This window comes from Rhizobium grahamii CCGE 502, assembly GCF_000298315.2.
Lineage (GTDB): Bacteria > Pseudomonadota > Alphaproteobacteria > Rhizobiales > Rhizobiaceae > Rhizobium > Rhizobium grahamii.
On sequence record NZ_AEYE02000038.1, the window covers coordinates 341558 to 359976 of the forward strand.

Below are 18419 nucleotides of genomic sequence, written 5' to 3' on the forward strand. Positions count from 1 at the left end.
AACTCCTTCGAACCGTCCGAGAGCCGATACTGATCAATGCGGCCGCCACAGCAGGGTGATGGTACCCGTCGCCGTTTAGCTGCTAATGCGCGTCAGTGCTTCTTACGATGAGCGATGAACAAGATTTTATTTATATGCCAACAAATGCAGACGGGTGATGACTGTTGCAATCGATCCGACATCGAAGAGCATCGGTCATTTTTTTGGGCGCCGGATCAGCAACGTTGTTCGCTCTGCCTTGGATGCCTTTGCATCTCCTTCTGTTTCTATCTCCGGCCGCCTTTGGATGGCTTATCGAGCTTGTTTACTCTGAGGAAGAACTCTGCGCCCGCCACAATCGGGCGTAAAAATCAGCACTCTTCAACAGCTCATCGTGCTTTCCCTCCGCGATGACCCGCCCCTTGTCCAGGACCACAATATTGTCCGCCCCACGAACGGTCCTCAACCGATGAGTGATGACGATGATAGTCTTCCCAGCGCGAGACAGATCCTCAACAACCCGCAGGACAAATTCTTCGGCTGCCGAGTCCAGAGAGGAGGTCGCTTCGTCAAGGATCAGAACGTCGGGATCCCGGTACAGGGCCCGGGCCAATGCAATGCGCTGCTTCTCACCTCCGGAGAGGCGTACCCCGTTCTCACCAAGAAGGGCCTGGAAGCCCCCGGGCCAGCGCTCGATGCACTTCCGTAGTCCTATTCGATCACAGATCCGCACGATCTTCTCGAACTCCGGTTCGAACTCGCCCAAGGCGATGTTCTCGATCACGGAACCGGAGAAGACGTCTATCGATTGCGGTACTGCAGCCACGACCTTGTGCAGTGATGCGCTCGAGAGCTCCTGGAGGGCATATTGGCCGATCCGAATGCATCCATCCTCAAGCTGATAAACATCCTGCAGCAGGGCCGCAAGGGTGCTTTTGCCCGAGCCGCTCTCACCCACGACGGCCGTCACCTCTCCCTGGCGAAAGGAGACGCTGAGATCCTTGAAAAGCTCCGGCTGCGCGCCATAGCGGAACGTGACGTTCTCCAGACGAATATCGCCGAGATCGGTTTTCGTGGCATCGATGCCGCTGCTGCTTGCCGGCTCCAGTTCAAAGATCTCGAAAAGTCTATCCGCCGCGATAAACGCGTCTTGGACGATCCGGTTGGTCTGGATTAAGCGGGCGACAGGCCGGGTGACATAGCCAAGCAACGTATAGCAGGACAGTAATTCGCCGGGCGTGACGGTCTGTTCGAGCGCAAGCGTCGTTCCGAACCACATCAGCACGATGGTGAACAGGACCGACAGGAAGGTCGAGGCGTTGTCGCCACAGATTGAGATCAGGCCGGAGCTGTAGACGGAATGCAGCATCTTTACGAAGCGGGTCTCCATCTTAAAGTTTGCGAAGCTCTCAACGCCGGAGGTCTTGATGGTGGAGACGGCTCCGAGTGATTCCACCAGTTGCGCCTCGAGATCGGCAGCATTCTCCATGATGACACGCTGCAGATTCCTATTCATCCCATTGATGGCCCAATAGGCCAGGAGGTACATTGGGATGGAGAGCGCCACGATCAAAGCAATCTTCCAGGAATAAATGAACATCAGCCCGAACGAGAACAGTATCGTCAGCACGTCGACAAACATGTTTATCGAGACGTCGTTCAGGAAGCTCCTGATTTTCACCGCGTCGTTCATGCGCGACACGATTTCGCCCATTCGCATGCTGTCGAAGAACTTCTGGGGTAGGGCCAGGATGTGATTGTAATAACCGAGGATCAAGTAGACGTCGATCTTCTGCCCCGTCTGCAGGACGAGCCTGCCTCTTAAGAGGTTGATCAGGATCTGCATCACTAGGATCAGCAGCATCGCGATACTCATCAAGTTGAGCAGGTTGCGATTGCCAGCTGGGATCACATGATCGACGATCTTCTGAACGTAGATCGCCGTCGAGAGGCTGAGGATCGTCGTCACCAGCGCGCCGGCGAGAGCCTGCGCCATCACCGTCCTGTGTGGCGCAAGTAGACGAGTGAATCGGGCGAACGGCGACGTGGTCTCGTCGCGGCGATTGAACGTGTCTGCCGGAACCAGCAGAACCAGGACGCCGGTCCATTGCTCCATGAATTCCTGATGTGACAACTTGCAGATTTCGCCATAGGCCGGGTCCATGACGGTGACCCACTTGGTGTCGATCGCATGGACCACTACGAAATGGTGCAGGACCTCCTTGACGACCACGTGCGCAATAGCGGGCTTAGGGATCTTATACAGGCTGTCGAAGCCACCTTTGACACCCTTGGCGATGAAGCCGAGCTTCTGAGCCGCTTCCGTGAGCCCCAGCACACTCGTACCGCAGCGGTCGGTCGACGCATACTGGCGGATGCGCGCCAATGGCAACTTGTAGCCGTAGAAGGCTGCGACAGAAGCGAGGCTGGCGGCGCCGCAATCCGTGATGTCGCGCTGCTTGAACTTAGCGGCCTTACTCGGCATGGAAGCTCGCTGGCTGTTGGGACAAAATTAGCGCCCTGCCAGCATCGGATTGAGCCAATCGTCTGCCTGATCGTAGAGCAATTGCAGGAGAGTGCGATTGGCCAACAGAAAGCGGGCTCGCACGGTCATGCCTTTCTTCAGGTGACCGATGGCACCGCTCTTCAGCGCGAGATCACTGTGAGAGAGCACGCAGTGGACCTTGAAGACGGGGTTCCCGTCATGCAGAGTGAAGTCCTGCGCCACCTCGAGCACCGTTGCTTCGATGACGCCCCATTGATTGTAGTTAAAGGCATCTACTTGGAGCCGCACCGACTGACCAGGCTGCACAAAGCCAATGTCGTTGGGGGAGACGTAGATTTCCGCCACCAGTTCGTCGTTCGGCGAGATCGAGGCAACGGTTTGCCCGATCTGAACATAACTGCCGGGCGCGAGGCCGGAGAACTGCTCGAGAGCGCCCGACACTGGGGCACGGATGCGGTGCAGGTCCCGTTCGTTCTCGAGCTGATGCAAGGTGGCCGTGAGTTCCTTTAGGTGTAGGCTGGCGTCAAAGAGCTGCTGGTTCCAATCGGCGGTTTTGCGTCGCGCGAGGATCTCCCCTTGGACCTCGATGTTTTGGAGAGCGAAAGCCTTCTCCTCAACGGCCTTCGCAGGCGCCGCAGCAGCTGAGACAAGTCGCTTTGCGCGGTCGAGTTCCGCCGCGGCGTTACTGCGTGCATATTGGTTCTCGCGCAGCAGGTTGAGAAAATGCACCCTTTCAGCCGTCGCGGATTCAGTTTGGAGGGGGGTTGAGACACTGGGCCTTGCGCCGGAGGAGATCAGCGTTTGGAAGTCATGGGCAAGTTCACTCTTGGCATGAATGTCGGCTAAAACCGCGCTGAGCTTTTCCTCAATTACCTCGTCGTCGAGGGCGAGGATTTCCTGCCCCTTAGCAACGACATCGTTCTCAAAGGCAAGGACACGGGAGATGCGCCCGGAGACGGGCGCTATCAGGGGCGTCTTCTCCACGATGGGGCGAATAGTACCGGCACTCTGCACAGAGACCGGTATGGTGACGAGTGGCAGTGAGGCAAATGCCGCGACGACGAAGAGCAAGATCGCCTTATAAATGCCCAAAGATCGACCTGATCGTCGCGACAGTATGCTTTCTGCGGTGCAGTTGGCCGTTTCAGCAGAAAGGGGAACTGCTAGTCTGTAGTCACTAGGAAGCATCGAGAGCCAGCGCCCTTTTTATCAATCAAAGAAGTAATGGTCCAAGGCAGCGCCCCCGATGCTCGCAGCCACGAAGCCGACAAACGTGATAATTGCGAATGGTATTTGCCAAATACCTCCAGAGATTTCAGCTGCTTCTTGAGGACTTAAGTCAGTTACACCATAGGCTGCGGTGTCGATCTTCATTGGTGTTCTCCTTTCAAGAGCAGCATGAAAAGATCAGCCGATCCAATCCTGGCCGATGACTTCTTCTGCTATAATTACACCTATAACGCTTCCTAACGCGATAATTCCGAAAGCTATCGCCCATGCCATCCCTCCGGAGGTGCCGGATGCTTCTTCGGGGGTCAATTCAGTCACGTGATAGGCTGCCATGTCACTCTTCATTGTGGTCTCCGTTCCAGAGCTGAAGTGAGAAGATGCCAAGGTCCCGTCGGGAGCTCCTGGCGGCGCGCAATAAAGAGATTCAAAATTCGTGCCAATGCAGAAAGAGCGAAAAGCATCAACTGGTCTGCATGCTTTCAATGGCTGCCCCCAGAGCGCCGCGATGTGCCAAATCGCACATCACCGTGTCTCAAGCACGACAAACCCGACTAAGGGTTCTGAATGAACGTCCTGACCGGGAGCCGACAGGTCCAAGTTCGTTGAGGGCGGTAAGCGTTCGGCCATGGATGTCACAATCCGAATTATTCGAATGCCGCCATAATGGAATGGCATTTGAGCGTAAATGTCTTTCCGCATCTAAAGCAAGGACAGCTCGTTTTAGCGACTTCGAGGATGCGCAAGTCCTGGATCTCCAACTTGGCTGGCATGACCTTTGCCTCTCCGATTTGACGGCGGCGGGAACGCGCGCGTCCGGCATTCTATGAGGGGACGCCTTACTGCCTGGCGACGAAAAGCACTCCCTTTAGGCGCAGAACTTCATTTGATCGAAGGAAGACCAGACGTGAGATCTGGACATGACAAGCCGGACTCGAGACGAAAGTCATTGCGCGCAGCGTCATCGATTTTTGTCTCGAAAAAATACAGTGGGGCGCATTTGCCTTGGTATACCATTTACCCAACGATTCAGGAGTTTTCTTCAGAAATCGGCGCCCACACTTATGAGCAATGGCTGAAAAGCCTGGAAACTGATGACGCTGTTTCGCTCTATCTTCACATTCCATTCTGCCGCTCGATGTGCTGGTATTGTGGTTTTCCGACTAGCATCACTCGTCTTGATACTTTGATCATCAATTATTTAGCAATGTTGCGTGAGGAGATCCGGGTGGTCGCCGAACAAACGCCACAGGCACTCCCCGTGAGCGACGTGCACTTCGGTGGCGGATCCCCGACCATCATGCCGCCGGCAGGCTTCCTGTCGCTAATGGAACTCCTGCGCGGCTGTTTTGCGTTCGAGAAAGCGGCAAACATCGCTATCGAGGTCGACCCCCGCACGTTCACCACCGATATGGCCGAAGCCTTAGAAAAAGCCGGTGTAAACCGCGCAAGCGTCGGTGTGCAGAGCTTCGATCCCATCGTACAAAAAGCGATCAACCGGGTTCAGAGCGAGGCGCAAGTGATGACTGCGGTCCAAAACCTGCGCCTGCATGGAGTAGGGCGCATCAATTTCGACCTGATGTTTGGTCTGCCGTATCAAACAGTCCAGTCCTGTCGCGAGAGCGCGTTGCTAGCTATTGCGATGCGTCCCGACCGCCTCGCGGTTTTCGGCTATTCCCACGTTCCATCTTATAGAAAAAATCAGCGCTTGATTGACAGATCAGCGCTGCCCGATATAGCCGCGCGCGCTGAGCAGGCCTCAGTCATGGCCGATACTTTGATTGCAGCCGGCTATCTGCAAATCGGGCTCGACCATTTCGCCTTGCCGGATGATGAGCTTGCACTAGCGCAGAGAACCGGTCGTCTGCGGCGCAATTCGCTTGGTTACTCCGCCGAAACGCGCCAAACTGTGATTGGCTTCGGCGCGTCGGCCATCGGTCGTTGCGGCGAGGGCTATGTTCAAAACGAACTCACACAAAGCTTTTATAACCGACCCATTGCGTCCGGCCACTTAGCGACGTCGAGAGGCTATCGTCTAACCATCGAAGATCGCGTACGGGCCGCAATCATCGAGCAACTCATGTGCTACTTGGAGGCAGACGTACCAGCAATCTGTACGGCCCACGGATTTGATCCGATCCATCTGCGTAATTCAGCTAAGCAGTTGGACATTCTGGCCGAGGACGGGATAGTTGATGTCGACAATGGTTTAGTCCGTGTGCGGCAGGAATGTCGATTTGCGCTTCGAGATGTCGCTGCTGCATTCGATGCTTATCTTGGCCGCCCGTCCCTCTAGAGCGGGGCTCCAATTAGCGGTTGTCGTCTTGTGCGTCACCTGCTGGCATAGGTGTCGAGCAATGCCTCGCAGGCATGCAGCCACTCTTCAGCCTCGGCTCTAAGAGCCGCGCCATAAAGTCGAGTTTACAGAGCAGCCTTGGAGGTTCTCCAAATCGACGTCATCTCCTCAAGCTCGGCGTAGGTGAAGTGGTCCGCTGCCCGTTCCTAGCGATCTCCGCATCGAAATCCCCGCACTCGTCGATGAACTCCAGGCCTGGGCTCTCGTTCTTCGTACCGTTTGGGATAAGCTAGAGAGTTGCGCGGCTAGTCCGCCACACCTTCACCGCAGAGATCAGAAGAATGATTGCCAAGGCCGGAAGCAATATCGCATTCGGAACGATGCCGAGCAGTAGACCGCCGATAAATGTGCCAACGACCGATCCTGCCGCCATTACCAGCATGAACGTCTTGTTCCGGCCGATCACCGAGAAGCTCTGATCCCGGCTGTATCGCGTGAAGCTCACCAGCATCGTCGGCAGACTGACGGCGAGTGAGAGACTACCGGCGAGCTTGACTTCCGCCCCAAACAGAAGGACAAGCGTTGGGATCAGTAGTTCACCTCCGGCGACGCCGAGCAATGCCGCGACGATGCCGATGATGAGGCCTGCAATCACCCCTGCGACAAGTTGGGCTGCTCCCGTCAGCAATGGCTGGCCCGCTGTGGCGGCGTGCCCAAGGACCAGGACGATCGCGATGGCCGCGAGTATGATCGCAATGACCTTGTAAAGGGTCTCTGATCGAAGCCTCGTCGCCCAGCCCGCCCCGAACCAAGCGCCGATTAGGCTGCCCGCGAGAAGATTGACCACGATCGGCCAGTTGTCGGCGATAACACTAAAAGGCACGGTTCCTGCGCGAAAGGGCAGCGCGGTCGCGACGACGACGAGGCTGATGGCTTTGTTGAGAATGACCGCCTCAAGGGCCGCGAAATTGAAGAATCCAATCAGGATCGGAAGTCGAAACTCGGCGCCACCGAGGCCGATGAGGCCGCCGAGAGCGCCAATAATGGCCCCTCCACTGAAAGCAGCAGCAGGATGACGGGATAAGGATGTATTGGCGGTGTCAGACATGGATGTTATGTATGCACAGATATTACGATGGTGGATAGTGGATAAGGGGTGGAAGAGCCGCGAGTGGCTATGCCGCTGTCGATGCATCGCCGATGTTTTTTAGGATCCTCGAATGCTCTCTTGAGTTCCTGCAGAACTGCACGCCTGCGACGGCCGCTTCTCCTTCAACAGATTCTTGGCCTCGTCTGCAGCACGAGCCCATGCTGCCGATGCCTGGCGGGAATCTCGGCACCTCGATCGCCTTTGGACCCCTGCCACGCCGGCACCGATGGTCGGAGGGCGATCAGCGCGGCAATGCGCTGGCAACCCTGGTGAAAGCCGACGCGTTCCAGACGCGACATCAGTGAAAACACATCGCCTTTTTCCTCCCCGAGCGGGTCGAACCAGCCGCGCCCGTCATGCGTAGCATGATGATCTCACTTCCGCGGCGATACTTCATCGCCCGCCTGGTGCTTTCTCTGACGTCGATTGCAAAACCCAAGGTCGCCAGCACCGCCCGCAACCGACACTGCATTGTCCGATGTGTCACAATGTCTGGCATGCAAGACGGCGGGTTCGATCGATTACGCTGTATCAAAAAAGAGAGTTTTGCTTATGGCAGGCATCTTGCGTGAGCCATTTGCAGGTGCGCAAGAGAGCAACGATAGATGTGCGGAGAATGTGGAAATGTCAAAAAATTGCTTTCCGCCGGGGCCTGCATCCGATCCTTCTACAGTAGAACGGTCCAGGTGCAGACGAATTAAGAGGTCGTACAGGTATAGTCGAGCCAAGGCTGCACAGGAGCTTGCCGCGGTTCCCTCGCGCGGACGCCCAACTCTACATTCGTTCCAACCCGGCGAGATCCTCGATGTCCAGCGCTTTCACGGCAACTGCGGGAGGGGCTGATGATTCATGATGAAATGGATTCACTGGCGCAGGAAATCCGCGTCCCCTATTACCTCAGAGCCGGCTGGGCCTGGCCAATTCCGCGATCAGCGACAAAGAACCACAATTGTTTGCAGGGAAGGAAGACGGCCCGTAGGCAAGCTGCCTGGCCGACTTCTCCATCAGCATGGGCGGCGGGTAAGGCCCGAGGACTTGCGAACCTCGTTGTGATCGAAGCTCTCGATGTGCTCGGTTTGCGGCCTATCAAAATCCTGTTCACAACGATGGCCGCCGCCTTGCTGGCAACCACCGCCTTTACTGCGGATCCGATCCCCGCAGACCTCAGAGCAATGGCGCTGGCTACCTTCAAGGCTTTGCCATCCACCACGCCGGCAGTCGTCAACAACCCGATCACACCGGAGAAAATCGTCCTCGGCAAGGCACTGTTCTTCGATCCACGCGTCTCGGCGTCAGGCGTTTTCTCATGCAACTCGTGTCACAACCTGGCCACTGGGGGCGACGACAATCTTGAAACCTCGATCGGCCATGGTTGGCAGAAGGGACCGCGCAACGCGCCGACGGCACTGAACGCTGTCTTCAACATCGCGCAGTTCTGGGACGGTCGCGCCGAAGACCTGAAGGCTCAGGCCAAGGGACCGGTCCAAGCCAGTGTCGAAATGGCCAATACACCGGGTCAAGTCATTGCCACGCTCAAATCGATGCCGCAATATGTCGAGTGGTTCAGTGCAGCTTTCGCGGGTGACGCCGATCCCGTCACCTTCGACAACTTCGCCAAGGCAATCGAAGCCTTTGAGGCGACACTTGTCACGCCGGCTCCCTTCGATGGCTTTCTCAATGGCGATGACGCCGCAATGACTTCCGAACAGAAACAGGGCCTAACGCTTTTCATGGAAAAAGGCTGCTCGTCCTGCCATGCCGGTACCAATGTTGGTGGGAATGGCTATTACCGTTTTGGCATTGTCGAAAAGCCCAGCGTCGACGTCCTGCCGGAAAAAGACGAGGGCCGTTTTGCCGTCACCAATACATCCGACGATTTATATGTTTTCCGCGCAGCTCCGCTGCGCAACGTAGCACTCACGGCACCTTACTTTCATTCGGGTAAGGTTTGGGATCTCAAACAGGCCGTCGCCATCATGGGGACCTCCCAGCTCGGCGAAGCATTGAAGGAAGAAGAAGTCGACCTGATCGTTGCCTTCCTTAATTCGCTGACCGGAAAGGTACCAGAGGTCGCCTATCCCCTTTTGCCCGCCGAGACGGGGGGAACACCTCGCCCTGTGTGGATAAAGGAGGGGAGTAGGGGCTCTATCGGACGATAGGATCTAGGACTGAGCTATCAGACGTGCCGTAGAGGCGGCCGTACATTCCTACGACCTCCTTCTCGGTCAGGCTAGCTACACAGTCAGCCGTAAATCTCGCTACGTTTTCCTCTGCTATCTCCCAAAGATAGCGAAGCTTCACGGGGAGAAATGTCGGATAAGTGCCCTTCGATTCTGAGTATATTGCCTCATATAGAGATCGCAGAATGTTCTTTTGACCGTGCTGCTGCGCGATTAGTGGCGGGCTTTTAATGATGAACTCTCTGAAGATCTGCTTTAATAGGATGACCGTCGTCTGCTCGTCTTCACCAATCCTGACTTCTTCCGGCGACACCACCTCCGCAGCCTTGATAAAACGGCCAATTAGTGTCGAAGTGAGATTTCTGAGCTGTAGGCGCTGATCCTTGCTACCTACGTAACGCTCGTAAAGAAGACTGTCGTAAAACTGGTTAAAGAACTCGAAGAGCCGGTGCAGAGAGTCGGACAATAGCTGCTCCGCATTAGGCGGCGCGTTATGCCATTTTTCGGCGGCGGCGTCGACAATTTGGTCGTGCGCTCCGAAGACCTCAATCCAAGGTATGGCCCCGCAGCGATGGAAATCCTCTAGGTCGTGCACTGAGTAGGCGATATCATCCGCCCAATCCATAAGCGCCGCCTCGACTGTCCTCTTGTCGCCACCATGGCATTTACTCGCGAAAACAAAGGCCTCTGCATCAACCTTGTAGGCAGACCACTTAAAGGTTTTGTTCTTGTCCTTGCGATCACGCAGCCAGGGATATTTTAGTGTGGCTGCGAGCGTAGCTCTCGTTAAATTAAGGCCATTGTGTTCTGGAAATCTGAGCGCGAGGGTGGTGAGAATTCGAAAGGTCTGGGCGTTGCCTTCGAAACCGTCCTGATCGTCACCGGAGACTAGCTGATCCAGCAACGATTCACCCACGTGGCCGAATGGCGGATGCCCCAAGTCGTGCGCGAGGCAAGCTGCTTCCACCACCTCTGCGTCGATCACGCTAGCGAATTTTGGATATTCATCGATGCAGCGTTGAGCTAGGCGTCGCCCAACTTGCGCAACCTTCAGGGTGTGCTGCTGCCTGTTGTGAAAAACTTCCTGCTCGCCGGCGCGCACCACTTGCGTAATGCCGGCGAGACGGTGAAACGCGGTAGAGTAAAGTATCCGGTCGCGATCTCTTTCGAAGTCATTCCGTTGGTCGGTTTTGGTAGCTTCGTAAAAACGCTTCGAACGATCGTTAGCTGTCCACATGCTTAGGCGGCTTCGGCCACCCGACCCAAGGTAAGCCGCATCCGGCTGTCGATTTCGATATACCCTTTGTCCAGCGCAGATTGAACAGCGCGCTGCAAAGTCCGCTTGTCCTGGTGAACGGCCTTCGCCAGCTCGGATGGACGTATCGTGCCTCCGGCCGCTCTAATGGCCCTTACGACTTGATCGATATCGTTCGACATTCCAGTGACCCCTTAAAAAGAGTTGCAACCAATGCCTAAAACAAACTGTTTTAGAATTGGTTAGTTCCCAATTTTGTTCTGCTTCCCTTGGCCCAAGCTGTTTTGCCCTCAGCTCGTTACAAAATGGATACCACTAGGCTACCTGCCGGACAAGCATAGAAACCAATGGAACAGAAATCACACTACAGCAAATGTGGTGCCGCGATAGGTCAAATGAATGGCCCATGTTGTCGCAGCGGCAACATTTTTTGTCCCACAAAAAACAGCGCCTGCTTCGGTGAGTGAAATTCATCAACGAAATCAATGTTAATCTCTGTCGGTGGTGCCCCATGCCGGTGTCGCACCAGGGAAGCACGAGGCCACGCCTCCCCTTCTTTGGACAGATGCCATCCTAAGCATCGACGCTTCTAAGATCGCAATCGGTCAAAAAAGTACTGGGCTGAAGTGTCGATCACCTATTTTGCCCCGTGCATTAAAATCCGGGGCCAGGCTCTCTACCCAAGGGCAGAGCTCCATCTTCTGTGGTAAAACCAGCGTACGCGTTTGTCGCCTCGGACAGGTCGCTGATGCCCGCCAGCCAATCGACCGGACGAAAGTGGTCCAAAAATCGCTTTCCCTCGGCTATCATTGCTGGTTTCTTATCTGTTTGTCTCAAAAACGCAGTCAATCTTCAATCATGTGAAAGCATAAATGGCAGTGGGTTAAGACAAGTTACGCAAGGCATCGGCGGATCAGAACAAATGGACCTCCGACTTCCCAGCCGTGACCAATGGGGATTTTGAAGTTCACCACAAACGTTTAACGGCGGGGAACGTGTCAAACACCTCGTCCGCTGAAATCAACGCCGCCCCAAAATCCAGCGCACTGGCTGCCAAAAGACGGTCGAACGGGTCGCGATGTTCCCACGCAAGAGTCGCCCCTTTCAAACAAATCTCCGGCGCCAGTGCGGCAACTCTGCCGCCTTGTTCTACCAGCAAGCTCGGCAAATGGTTGATGAATGGCTCCATCTCCGGCCACTTGCCGATACGAACCTTCTGCCCGATCTCGAAGAAGCTGATCGGACTGACGAAAACGCTGTCGGCGTCCGTAATTAGCGCGGTTGCTTTGGCAGATAAACGCGAATCGTCGGTCAGCGTCCATGCCCATGTGTGAGTGTCGAGCAATACAGCCGTCACTCTGCCCCTTCCCAAAGCGCCAATTCATCCTCACTCATAGGCTCGAAGAAATCTGGTCCATCTCCTGTGACCTTGTCTTTCAGTAGCCCGATGGTGAACCTGTTTTGCGCGATGGCAACGATCCGGGCAACAGGAGTCTTACCCTTGGCGATGACAACTTCTTCGCCAGCCTTCGCCGCCTCAATAAGTTTGGACAGGTTCGTCTTGGCGTTATGAATTGTCACCTGCATGGAAACCTCGGCTAGCTAAGTTAGCTATACTTACTGCTTCTCCATCTAAAAATCCAGCCTCACTGGCGTAGCCCTGCAAAAATATACGCATGGCTCATCCGCTGCCGTATTGTTTGCATTGATTCGGCCTCTGTCCAGATCACGGGGATCGGTCATAGCTAATGAAGACACGATCCATCGGCAACAACGATTAGCAATCTGGGTTATCGCGGGGGCCCAGTATACGCAGCAGCTTACGACAGGAAATCTACACCTGCCGATCTCATAACACCGTCCATTAGTTGCGACTAAATTAGGTGATCAACCTTCGATTTCCATGAGGTGGCAGTGATCGTTACGGTTGGCGGCGCGGTAAGGGACGGCCGTACGGGAGCTGAATCTCACGTTGCGCTGGTCCCCGTAGGTTCAGCTTTTCCAAGAGCGCTAAAACATCGGCTTGATGTCAGGCGTAAGCCACCATATCCGGGCATCAGTTTGCCATCGGAAGCCGTTCTGTGGTTTCCCAATTGGCGTTTCGTTCACCGTAATAGCCCACGACAGTACCCTCGCCGCCGCGCTCTCGCAGGGTGCTTGCAATGCTGTCCGACCGCACTCGCAACCTGCCTATGTGAGTTCTTCAGCGTTATGCTTGATCGCGATTCTGTTCGGGAATTACGCCCCAATTTTTTTCAAGAGTCATTGCAGCTACGCGAAGAGGCGCCCATGGAATAGCTATCGGTGCGTTATCAACGATGCAAATGAGAGTGAAGTACGAACCAGGTCGAAAGGCATCGTGTCGCGGACCCGACAAACCGAAGCGGTCGCTGCGACGAGCGTCTTCATAGGAGAAGCGGGCAGGGGACATCAACCAACGATGGCGGCGCGGCCCGCGGCACAGGTTCCATGTGGGTGTTGTGGTTAAAGCTTCTGTTCCGCCACGGCTATGTTGGAACGCGAAGGAGCTGATGGAACGTGTGCCATGGGTTTGGCAGAATAGACAGCTCGAACCCGTGAGGTGGAGGCTGCCGTAATGGGTGTTGGCTGATTTCGTAAACCTCCCTCATGGACTCCGCTTGTCTATCGGCACAACGTGGGGAACCGATGCGCTTCACCGTACGCACCGTGCCGCGGGCGAGGCTACTTCGCAGCGCGGTGATGGGTGGGTTTGATGCAACAGGCCATGGCGATTGGCCACTATCATAGGCAAATGTTTAAGATCAAGGACGTTTGAGGAGCTTGCGCCTGGCTACGGTTTCGTTCCGGCGCTCTAAGGCGGCGCAGGCGCTTGAAAGGTATTTGGTAGCCAAGAAGCCCTCGCTGGTGGATAAACAAAAAAGAGCGCGATCTGGAAAAACCAGACCGCGCCAATCCGCACTGGTGTGCGGCAGTTGCCCTGGGAGGCATTATTCAGCTGGGTGGGCGGACGTCGCTTTGATCTCTATCGGCGCTTCGCCTGCAAGCGCGGCGCGAAGCTGCGCCTGGTGGAGCTCGCCTTCCCACTTCGCCACGACCACCGTCGCGACCGCATTACCGACAATATTGGTAATTGCGCGGCATTCGGACATGAAGCGGTCGATGCCGAGGATCAGCGCCATTCCGGCGACCGGCACGGACGGAACGACGGAAAGCGTCGCGGCGAGCGTGATGAAGCCTGCGCCGGTGATGCCGGCAGCACCCTTTGAACTCAGCATAGCGACGAGCAAGAGCAGGATCTGATTGCCGTAGGAAAGCGGGGTGTCGGTGGCCTGGGCGATGAAGAGCGCCGCCAGCGTCATATAGATGTTGGTGCCGTCGAGGTTGAACGAATAGCCGGTCGGAATGACGAGGCCGACGACCGAACGCTTGCAGCCAGCCTTCTCCATCTTGTTCATGAGGCCCGGCAGTGCGGCTTCCGAGGACGAAGTGCCGAGAACGAGGAGCAGCTCCTCCTTGATGTAGCGGATGAGCGCAATGATCGAGAAGCCGTTGTAGCGCGCCACGGCGCCGAGTACGACGAAGACGAACAAGAACGAGGTGAGATAGAAGGTGCCGATCAGCATGGCGAGGTTGGCGATCGAGGCGAGGCCGTATTTGCCGATGGTGAAAGCCATGGCGCCGAAGGCACCGACCGGAGCAGCCTTCATCAGGATCGCCACCAGACGAAAGATCGGCAGCGTCAGCGCCTGCAGCAAATCGACAACCGGCTCGGCCTTCTTGCCGACCAGGGCGAGCGAGATGCCGAAGAGCACCGAGATGAACAGCACCTGCAGGATGTCGCCCTCGGCAAAGGCGCTCGTCAGCGTCGTCGGAATGATGTTCATCAGGAAGCCAGCGATCGACTGCTCATGCGCCTTTTCCGCATAGGTGCTGATCGCCTTACTATCGAGTGAGGTCGGGTCGATATGCATCCCCACACCCGGCTGCACTACATTGGCGACGATGAGGCCGACGACGAGCGCGAGGCTGGAGAAGGTCAGGAAGTAGATCATCGCTTTGCCGGCAACGCGGCCGACCTTGGCGAGATCGCTCATGCCGGCAATGCCGGTCGCGACCGTCAGGAAAATGACCGGCGCGATGATCATCTTAACGAGCTTGATGAAGGCGTCGCCGAGCGGCTTCAGCTGAGTGCCGAGCTCAGGATAGAAATGCCCGACCAGGATACCCGCGACGATCGCCGCCAGGACCTGGACATAGAGATGGCGGTAAAATGGTGTCTTGCCGCGGACCTCCGCGGGATGTTCGATGATCATGATATCCTCCACGTAGGCGCCCAGTCCAGCAACGCGCCGGGCCTCCCAGGTCGCTGTCCGAAGATCGACAGCCGCTGCTGCTCGTAGAGCTAGCAAGCAATCAATGTGCCAACTGACCCACAACACGAGGAGCGCTAGCTAGTGCCCTTCCATAAACGGTAAATCGCTGAAATTGTTGGAGGAATCGCGATATTGCCGCAGGTAAAACCCGGCGGTTTCAGGTATACTTTAGATCAAGCTACTGATTCTAAAGACAAACCCGTAACCGCCGGGGCCGACAATGCGCCAAGAACGCACCGTCCAATCCAGTATATTCGATCTTTTTGCCGGACACGAGATCGGCCGTGAATTGAAAGCCATGTCTCAGTGGCTGGATGAGCATAGCGATCTGCTCGGGTTGGTGGCGCGCGACCTGCGCCGGCATGGTCTCAGACAGACCGGCCGCGAGGGGCTACCAGCCGAGGCTGTGCTGCGCTGCGCGCTGCTCAAGCAGCATCGCCAGTTGAGTTACCAGGAACTGGCCTTCCATCTCGAAGACTCCGCCTCGTTCCGCGCCTTTGCCCGGCTGCCGTGGGGATGGAACCCGAAGAAGTCGGTCTTACACAAGACGATCAGCGCGATCCGGGCGCAAACCTTTGAAGAGATAAACCGGGTGCTGCTGGCGAGCGCCCGGCAGGAGAAGCTGGAAAGTGGCAAGGTCGTGCGCGTTGACAGCACCGTCACCGCCGCACTGATCCATGAGCCGAGCGACAGCAGCCTGTTATGGGACACTGTCCGCGTGACGGTGCGGCTGTTGCAGCAGGCCGAGGCACTGGGTAGCGCCATCCCATGGCATGACCACCGCCGCGCGGCAAAGAAGCGGGCTCGGGCGATCGAATATACCCGCGGCCGCCCCAAACGGATCAAGCACTACCGCGAACTGCTCAAGATCACGCGCACGACCTTGAGTTATCTGCAGCAGGCGAGTGAACAGTTGCCCCTGACGGCGAGGCCGGCGGTTGAACTCTGGCAGGCGCAAGTCTGCCACTATAAGCCGCCGCTTGTGCCGAGCGCGCCGTCGATCAGAATCAGTCTAAACCCATTCCGGCCGACGTGAACCGTCGCCTGAGCGCCTGCGAGCGGAGAAGCAACCAAACGGCGAGACTGAAACACAAAAGCAGACGCGAAAACCCAGGCCAAGGCAATAGGGCCATTCCCGTCCACCGAAGATAACCCTGTCTCTACGGAGTGGCGGCAAGACAAGGCTTAGGGCGTAGCTGTCTCCAGCGAAAGTGCGTCGGCTACGAGGGTGTGATCAACCATATCGCTTTTGCCAGAGGAATTTTCGACGACCAGGCGTTCTTCGTCTTGATTAAGCGCAGCGTCGCAGTCTCAACAATGTCGCACATTGAACAAAGCACTATGAACGGCATCTCATTGTTTTAAAACGAGTTGTCGTATGGCAGGCTACGTGCTTCACCGGTTAACGTTTTAACGAAGATCTGAAGGGCCTTACTGATGAATGAGCAGCTCATCATGCTTTTGACAGGAGCGAGCCGAGGTATCGGGCACGCGACAGTGAAACTGTTTCAAGAGCGAGGATGGAGAATCCTTACAGTTTCTCGTCAGCCCTTTTCAGAGGACTGCGCATGGCCAGCCGCACGCGAGAGCCACATCCAGGCAGATTTAGCGCAAATCGATAAGATAGACGAACTTGCCGAAGAGGTACGAAGCCGACTTCCCGCCGGCAAGCTTCATGCGATCGTCAACAATGCAGGTATCTCGCCGAAAGGTCCGAACCAGAGCCGGCTGGGCGTGCTTGGCACTGATTCGCGCACTTGGACAGAAGTACTGAACGTCAATCTCATTTCCACGGCTTTGCTCGTGCGTGGCCTTCTTCCCGAGCTTGAGATAGGGAAAGGCTCTATCGTGAACGTAACTTCGATCGCCGGCGCTCGCGTTCATCCTTTCGCGGGCGCTGCGTATGCAGCCTCTAAAGCAGGTCTCGCGGCACTCACCAGGGAAATTGCTCATGAGTTTGCTGGACGGGGGGTTCGCGCTAATGCCATAGCCCCGGGCGAGATAGAGACGTCGATCCTATCGGACGGCACGGACAAACTCGTTAGCAGCCAAGTGCCAATGGGACGTCTCGGCGACCCGGCTGAGATCGCCGAGTCCATTTATTTCCTCTGCACGCCTGCCTCGTCCTATATCAATGGTGCTGAAATCCACATCAATGGTGGGCAACACGTATGAGGGTTTTCGTAAAGGATTGGCTCGTCAATCCTCGGCCGTTGAGCAACTGTATTAGGGTTAGATCAAGTGCTCATATTCGTTCGAACACCAAGATAACACGGCTGTCCGCAATGTTAAGTCGGGGAGCCTTCAAAATACGAGCTCAGCAACAGCGGTTCAAGGGAGGTAACCTCGAAAGAGGGCTTGGACATATGTCGATCTCAGAGCTTAGGAGCTTCAATCCCGACCTCCCGTTGACGTCGGCGTGCGAAGACCGACAAGATCGATGGAGAGGCTCTGATGCGCACATTGCTCGCGTTCAGCGCGGCGAGCCACGCGTATGTGCGATGGTCAGAGCGCCAGATAGGAAGGACCAATACCGGCGTCGGGTTTGTCGCGACCCCCTATATCATTTTCTACACTGTTCATGACGATAACTTCCGTATCGAGAGAGTTTTGCATGGCGCCCGCGATATAGAAGCTATCCTTTGAGACGATTAGCGGCACACTGCCTCTCGCGGCAGGCGGTTTTTGGCTACCCCTGATCGTTGAGCGATGCTGTCCGAGGTTCTCGGCAATCACGTCAACGCTGATCCAGCCGTACGCCAGTAATCTTGCGGCGTTGATCCATTTCGATTTGGGAGTAGGCGCGCTTCATGTTAGTTCCTTGCAAGCGATAAAGCGTGGCGGCAAGGCGGGTGGTCTTTCGATGGGATGGCAGTCGTGGCGAGCCGTCCGAGGTCTATCTTGACGGCCATAGCTATCGATGAGGTGACAGATGCTGATGACCCAGCGTAAGCCGGCGACGGTTGGCGAAATCCTGACGGAAGAGTTCATGCAGCCGCTCGACCTGACGCAGGCGGCCTTGGCCTCGGCAATGGGCGTCCAGCGCAAGCATGTGAACGAATTGTGCAACGACCGGCGTAACGTGACAGCGGCAACCGCACTGATCCTAGCACGCGTGTTTGGCAACAGCCCGGACTTCTGGCTCAACGTGCAGCGGCGCAGCGACTTGTGGGATGCCATGCACAGCCCCAAGGAACTGGCGCGGATCGAGCGCGCGAAGGCGCTGGCGACGGCGGCATAGCCCGAAAGCGCCTCTAGGCTGAGTGCATGAGCAAATCAGCCATCGCAGCCCATCACTCCGCGGCATCAAGGCGAGAGAGCGCTTGTCGCCGTCGGGCAATGACAGCGGGATCGTTCATGAAATCCTTCCGGCATGCGCCCGGCGGTCACTTTCGACAAAATCCCGATCCGCTGCAGGTCACACTCGCTCATCGCAATCAATCCCATCCGCAATCTCCGCCGTCATAAAAC

15 protein-coding genes and 2 pseudogenes are annotated in these 18419 nt (G+C 56.3%); 7 read left to right on the forward strand and 10 right to left on the reverse strand.

What is annotated here, in order from left to right; translation table 11 throughout:
* Positions 1-304: 304 nt before the first annotated feature.
* The 4 genes from RGCCGE502_RS33740 to RGCCGE502_RS37700 form a co-directional block, all read right to left on the reverse strand.
* The gene (locus RGCCGE502_RS33740) at positions 305-2464 is read right to left on the reverse strand and encodes a peptidase domain-containing ABC transporter (RefSeq protein WP_016558723.1); all 2160 of its coding nucleotides are present in this window, start codon (positions 2462-2464) and stop codon (positions 305-307) included.
* Between the two features lie 27 nt (positions 2465-2491).
* Positions 2492-3577 (reverse strand): HlyD family secretion protein, encoded by a 1086-nt coding sequence (locus RGCCGE502_RS33745; RefSeq protein WP_016558724.1) that lies wholly within the window; start codon positions 3575-3577, stop codon positions 2492-2494.
* A gap of 117 nt (positions 3578-3694) precedes the next feature.
* Positions 3695-3859 (reverse strand): hypothetical protein, encoded by a 165-nt coding sequence (locus tag RGCCGE502_RS37695; protein ID WP_019280653.1) that lies wholly within the window; start codon positions 3857-3859, stop codon positions 3695-3697.
* 33 nt (positions 3860-3892) lie between these two features.
* Entirely contained in the window at positions 3893-4060 is a 168-nt protein-coding gene (locus RGCCGE502_RS37700) for a hypothetical protein (RefSeq protein WP_019280654.1), read from the reverse strand.
* A gap of 601 nt (positions 4061-4661) precedes the next feature.
* Here RGCCGE502_RS37700 and hemN point away from each other — a divergent pair.
* Positions 4662-6008: an oxygen-independent coproporphyrinogen III oxidase gene (gene hemN, locus RGCCGE502_RS33750; RefSeq protein WP_051158763.1), complete on the forward strand. Its 1347-nt coding sequence runs from the start codon at positions 4662-4664 to the stop codon at positions 6006-6008.
* Positions 6009-6297: 289 nt separating this feature from the next.
* On the opposite strand, the gene RGCCGE502_RS33755 is transcribed toward hemN, so the two are convergent.
* Positions 6298-7116: a sulfite exporter TauE/SafE family protein gene (locus RGCCGE502_RS33755; RefSeq protein WP_016558726.1), complete on the reverse strand. Its 819-nt coding sequence runs from the start codon at positions 7114-7116 to the stop codon at positions 6298-6300.
* 1148 nt (positions 7117-8264) lie between these two features.
* On the opposite strand from RGCCGE502_RS33755, the gene RGCCGE502_RS33760 reads away from it, so the two are divergent.
* Positions 8265-9317 carry a cytochrome-c peroxidase gene (locus RGCCGE502_RS33760; protein ID WP_040676260.1) on the forward strand — a complete coding sequence of 351 codons (1053 nt, stop codon included), beginning with the start codon at positions 8265-8267 and terminating at the stop codon, positions 9315-9317.
* On the opposite strand, the gene RGCCGE502_RS33765 is transcribed toward RGCCGE502_RS33760, so the two are convergent.
* From RGCCGE502_RS33765 to RGCCGE502_RS33785, 5 genes are all read right to left on the reverse strand, one after another.
* Positions 9304-10575 carry a deoxyguanosinetriphosphate triphosphohydrolase family protein gene (locus RGCCGE502_RS33765; protein ID WP_016558728.1) on the reverse strand — a complete coding sequence of 424 codons (1272 nt, stop codon included), beginning with the start codon at positions 10573-10575 and terminating at the stop codon, positions 9304-9306. The two genes, RGCCGE502_RS33760 and RGCCGE502_RS33765, sit on opposite strands and share 14 nt — an antisense overlap.
* Before the next feature lie 2 nt (positions 10576-10577).
* Entirely contained in the window at positions 10578-10775 is a 198-nt protein-coding gene (locus RGCCGE502_RS37805; protein WP_016558729.1) for a MarR family transcriptional regulator, read from the reverse strand.
* A 785-nt stretch (positions 10776-11560) separates the two neighbouring features.
* Positions 11561-11950 carry a type II toxin-antitoxin system VapC family toxin gene (locus tag RGCCGE502_RS33775; RefSeq protein WP_016558730.1) on the reverse strand — a complete coding sequence of 130 codons (390 nt, stop codon included), beginning with the start codon at positions 11948-11950 and terminating at the stop codon, positions 11561-11563.
* On the reverse strand, positions 11947-12180 hold the full coding sequence (locus RGCCGE502_RS33780; protein ID WP_016558731.1) for a type II toxin-antitoxin system Phd/YefM family antitoxin: 234 nt from the start codon (positions 12178-12180) through the stop codon (positions 11947-11949). The genes RGCCGE502_RS33775 and RGCCGE502_RS33780 overlap by 4 nt, the downstream gene beginning before the upstream one ends.
* Before the next feature lie 1382 nt (positions 12181-13562).
* A complete protein-coding gene (locus RGCCGE502_RS33785; RefSeq protein WP_016558732.1) occupies positions 13563-14888 on the reverse strand; it encodes a dicarboxylate/amino acid:cation symporter in 1326 nt (441 codons plus the stop codon).
* A 280-nt stretch (positions 14889-15168) separates the two neighbouring features.
* On the opposite strand from RGCCGE502_RS33785, the pseudogene RGCCGE502_RS33790 reads away from it, so the two are divergent.
* From RGCCGE502_RS33790 to RGCCGE502_RS33810, 5 genes and pseudogenes are all read left to right on the forward strand, one after another.
* Positions 15169-15924, forward strand: a pseudogene (locus RGCCGE502_RS33790) (transposase); the annotation flags it as partial.
* A gap of 461 nt (positions 15925-16385) precedes the next feature.
* On the forward strand, positions 16386-17123 hold the full coding sequence (locus RGCCGE502_RS33800; protein WP_016558735.1) for an SDR family NAD(P)-dependent oxidoreductase: 738 nt from the start codon (positions 16386-16388) through the stop codon (positions 17121-17123).
* Positions 17124-17336: 213 nt separating this feature from the next.
* Positions 17337-17503: pseudogene (locus RGCCGE502_RS37050) on the forward strand (IS110 family transposase); the annotation flags it as partial.
* A complete protein-coding gene (locus tag RGCCGE502_RS39360) occupies positions 17445-17594 on the forward strand; it encodes a type II toxin-antitoxin system RelE/ParE family toxin (RefSeq protein WP_439332359.1) in 150 nt (49 codons plus the stop codon). The pseudogene RGCCGE502_RS37050 and the gene RGCCGE502_RS39360, both read left to right, overlap by 59 nt.
* A gap of 286 nt (positions 17595-17880) precedes the next feature.
* The gene (locus tag RGCCGE502_RS33810; RefSeq protein ID WP_016558737.1) at positions 17881-18189 is read left to right on the forward strand and encodes a HigA family addiction module antitoxin; all 309 of its coding nucleotides are present in this window, start codon (positions 17881-17883) and stop codon (positions 18187-18189) included.
* Positions 18190-18419 lie beyond the last annotated feature (230 nt).

Excerpts from the sequence above, each read along its gene's own strand:
- RGCCGE502_RS33810 (WP_016558737.1), top strand. The coding sequence starts at position 17,881 with ATGCTGATGACCCAGCGTAAGCCGGCGACGGTTGGCGAAATCCTGACG.
- RGCCGE502_RS37695 (WP_019280653.1), bottom strand. The coding sequence starts at position 3,859 with ATGAAGATCGACACCGCAGCCTATGGTGTAACTGACTTAAGTCCTCAA.
- RGCCGE502_RS33760 (WP_040676260.1), top strand. The coding sequence starts at position 8,265 with ATGGCCGCCGCCTTGCTGGCAACCACCGCCTTTACTGCGGATCCGATC.
- RGCCGE502_RS33755 (WP_016558726.1), bottom strand. The coding sequence starts at position 7,116 with ATGTCTGACACCGCCAATACATCCTTATCCCGTCATCCTGCTGCTGCT.
- RGCCGE502_RS33765 (WP_016558728.1), bottom strand. The coding sequence starts at position 10,575 with ATGTGGACAGCTAACGATCGTTCGAAGCGTTTTTACGAAGCTACCAAA.
- RGCCGE502_RS33740 (WP_016558723.1), bottom strand. The coding sequence starts at position 2,464 with ATGCCGAGTAAGGCCGCTAAGTTCAAGCAGCGCGACATCACGGATTGC.
- RGCCGE502_RS37805 (WP_016558729.1), bottom strand. The coding sequence starts at position 10,775 with ATGTCGAACGATATCGATCAAGTCGTAAGGGCCATTAGAGCGGCCGGA.
- RGCCGE502_RS33800 (WP_016558735.1), top strand. The coding sequence starts at position 16,386 with ATGAATGAGCAGCTCATCATGCTTTTGACAGGAGCGAGCCGAGGTATC.
- RGCCGE502_RS33780 (WP_016558731.1), bottom strand. The coding sequence starts at position 12,180 with ATGCAGGTGACAATTCATAACGCCAAGACGAACCTGTCCAAACTTATT.
- RGCCGE502_RS33785 (WP_016558732.1), bottom strand. The coding sequence starts at position 14,888 with ATGATCATCGAACATCCCGCGGAGGTCCGCGGCAAGACACCATTTTAC.
- RGCCGE502_RS37700 (WP_019280654.1), bottom strand. The coding sequence starts at position 4,060 with ATGAAGAGTGACATGGCAGCCTATCACGTGACTGAATTGACCCCCGAA.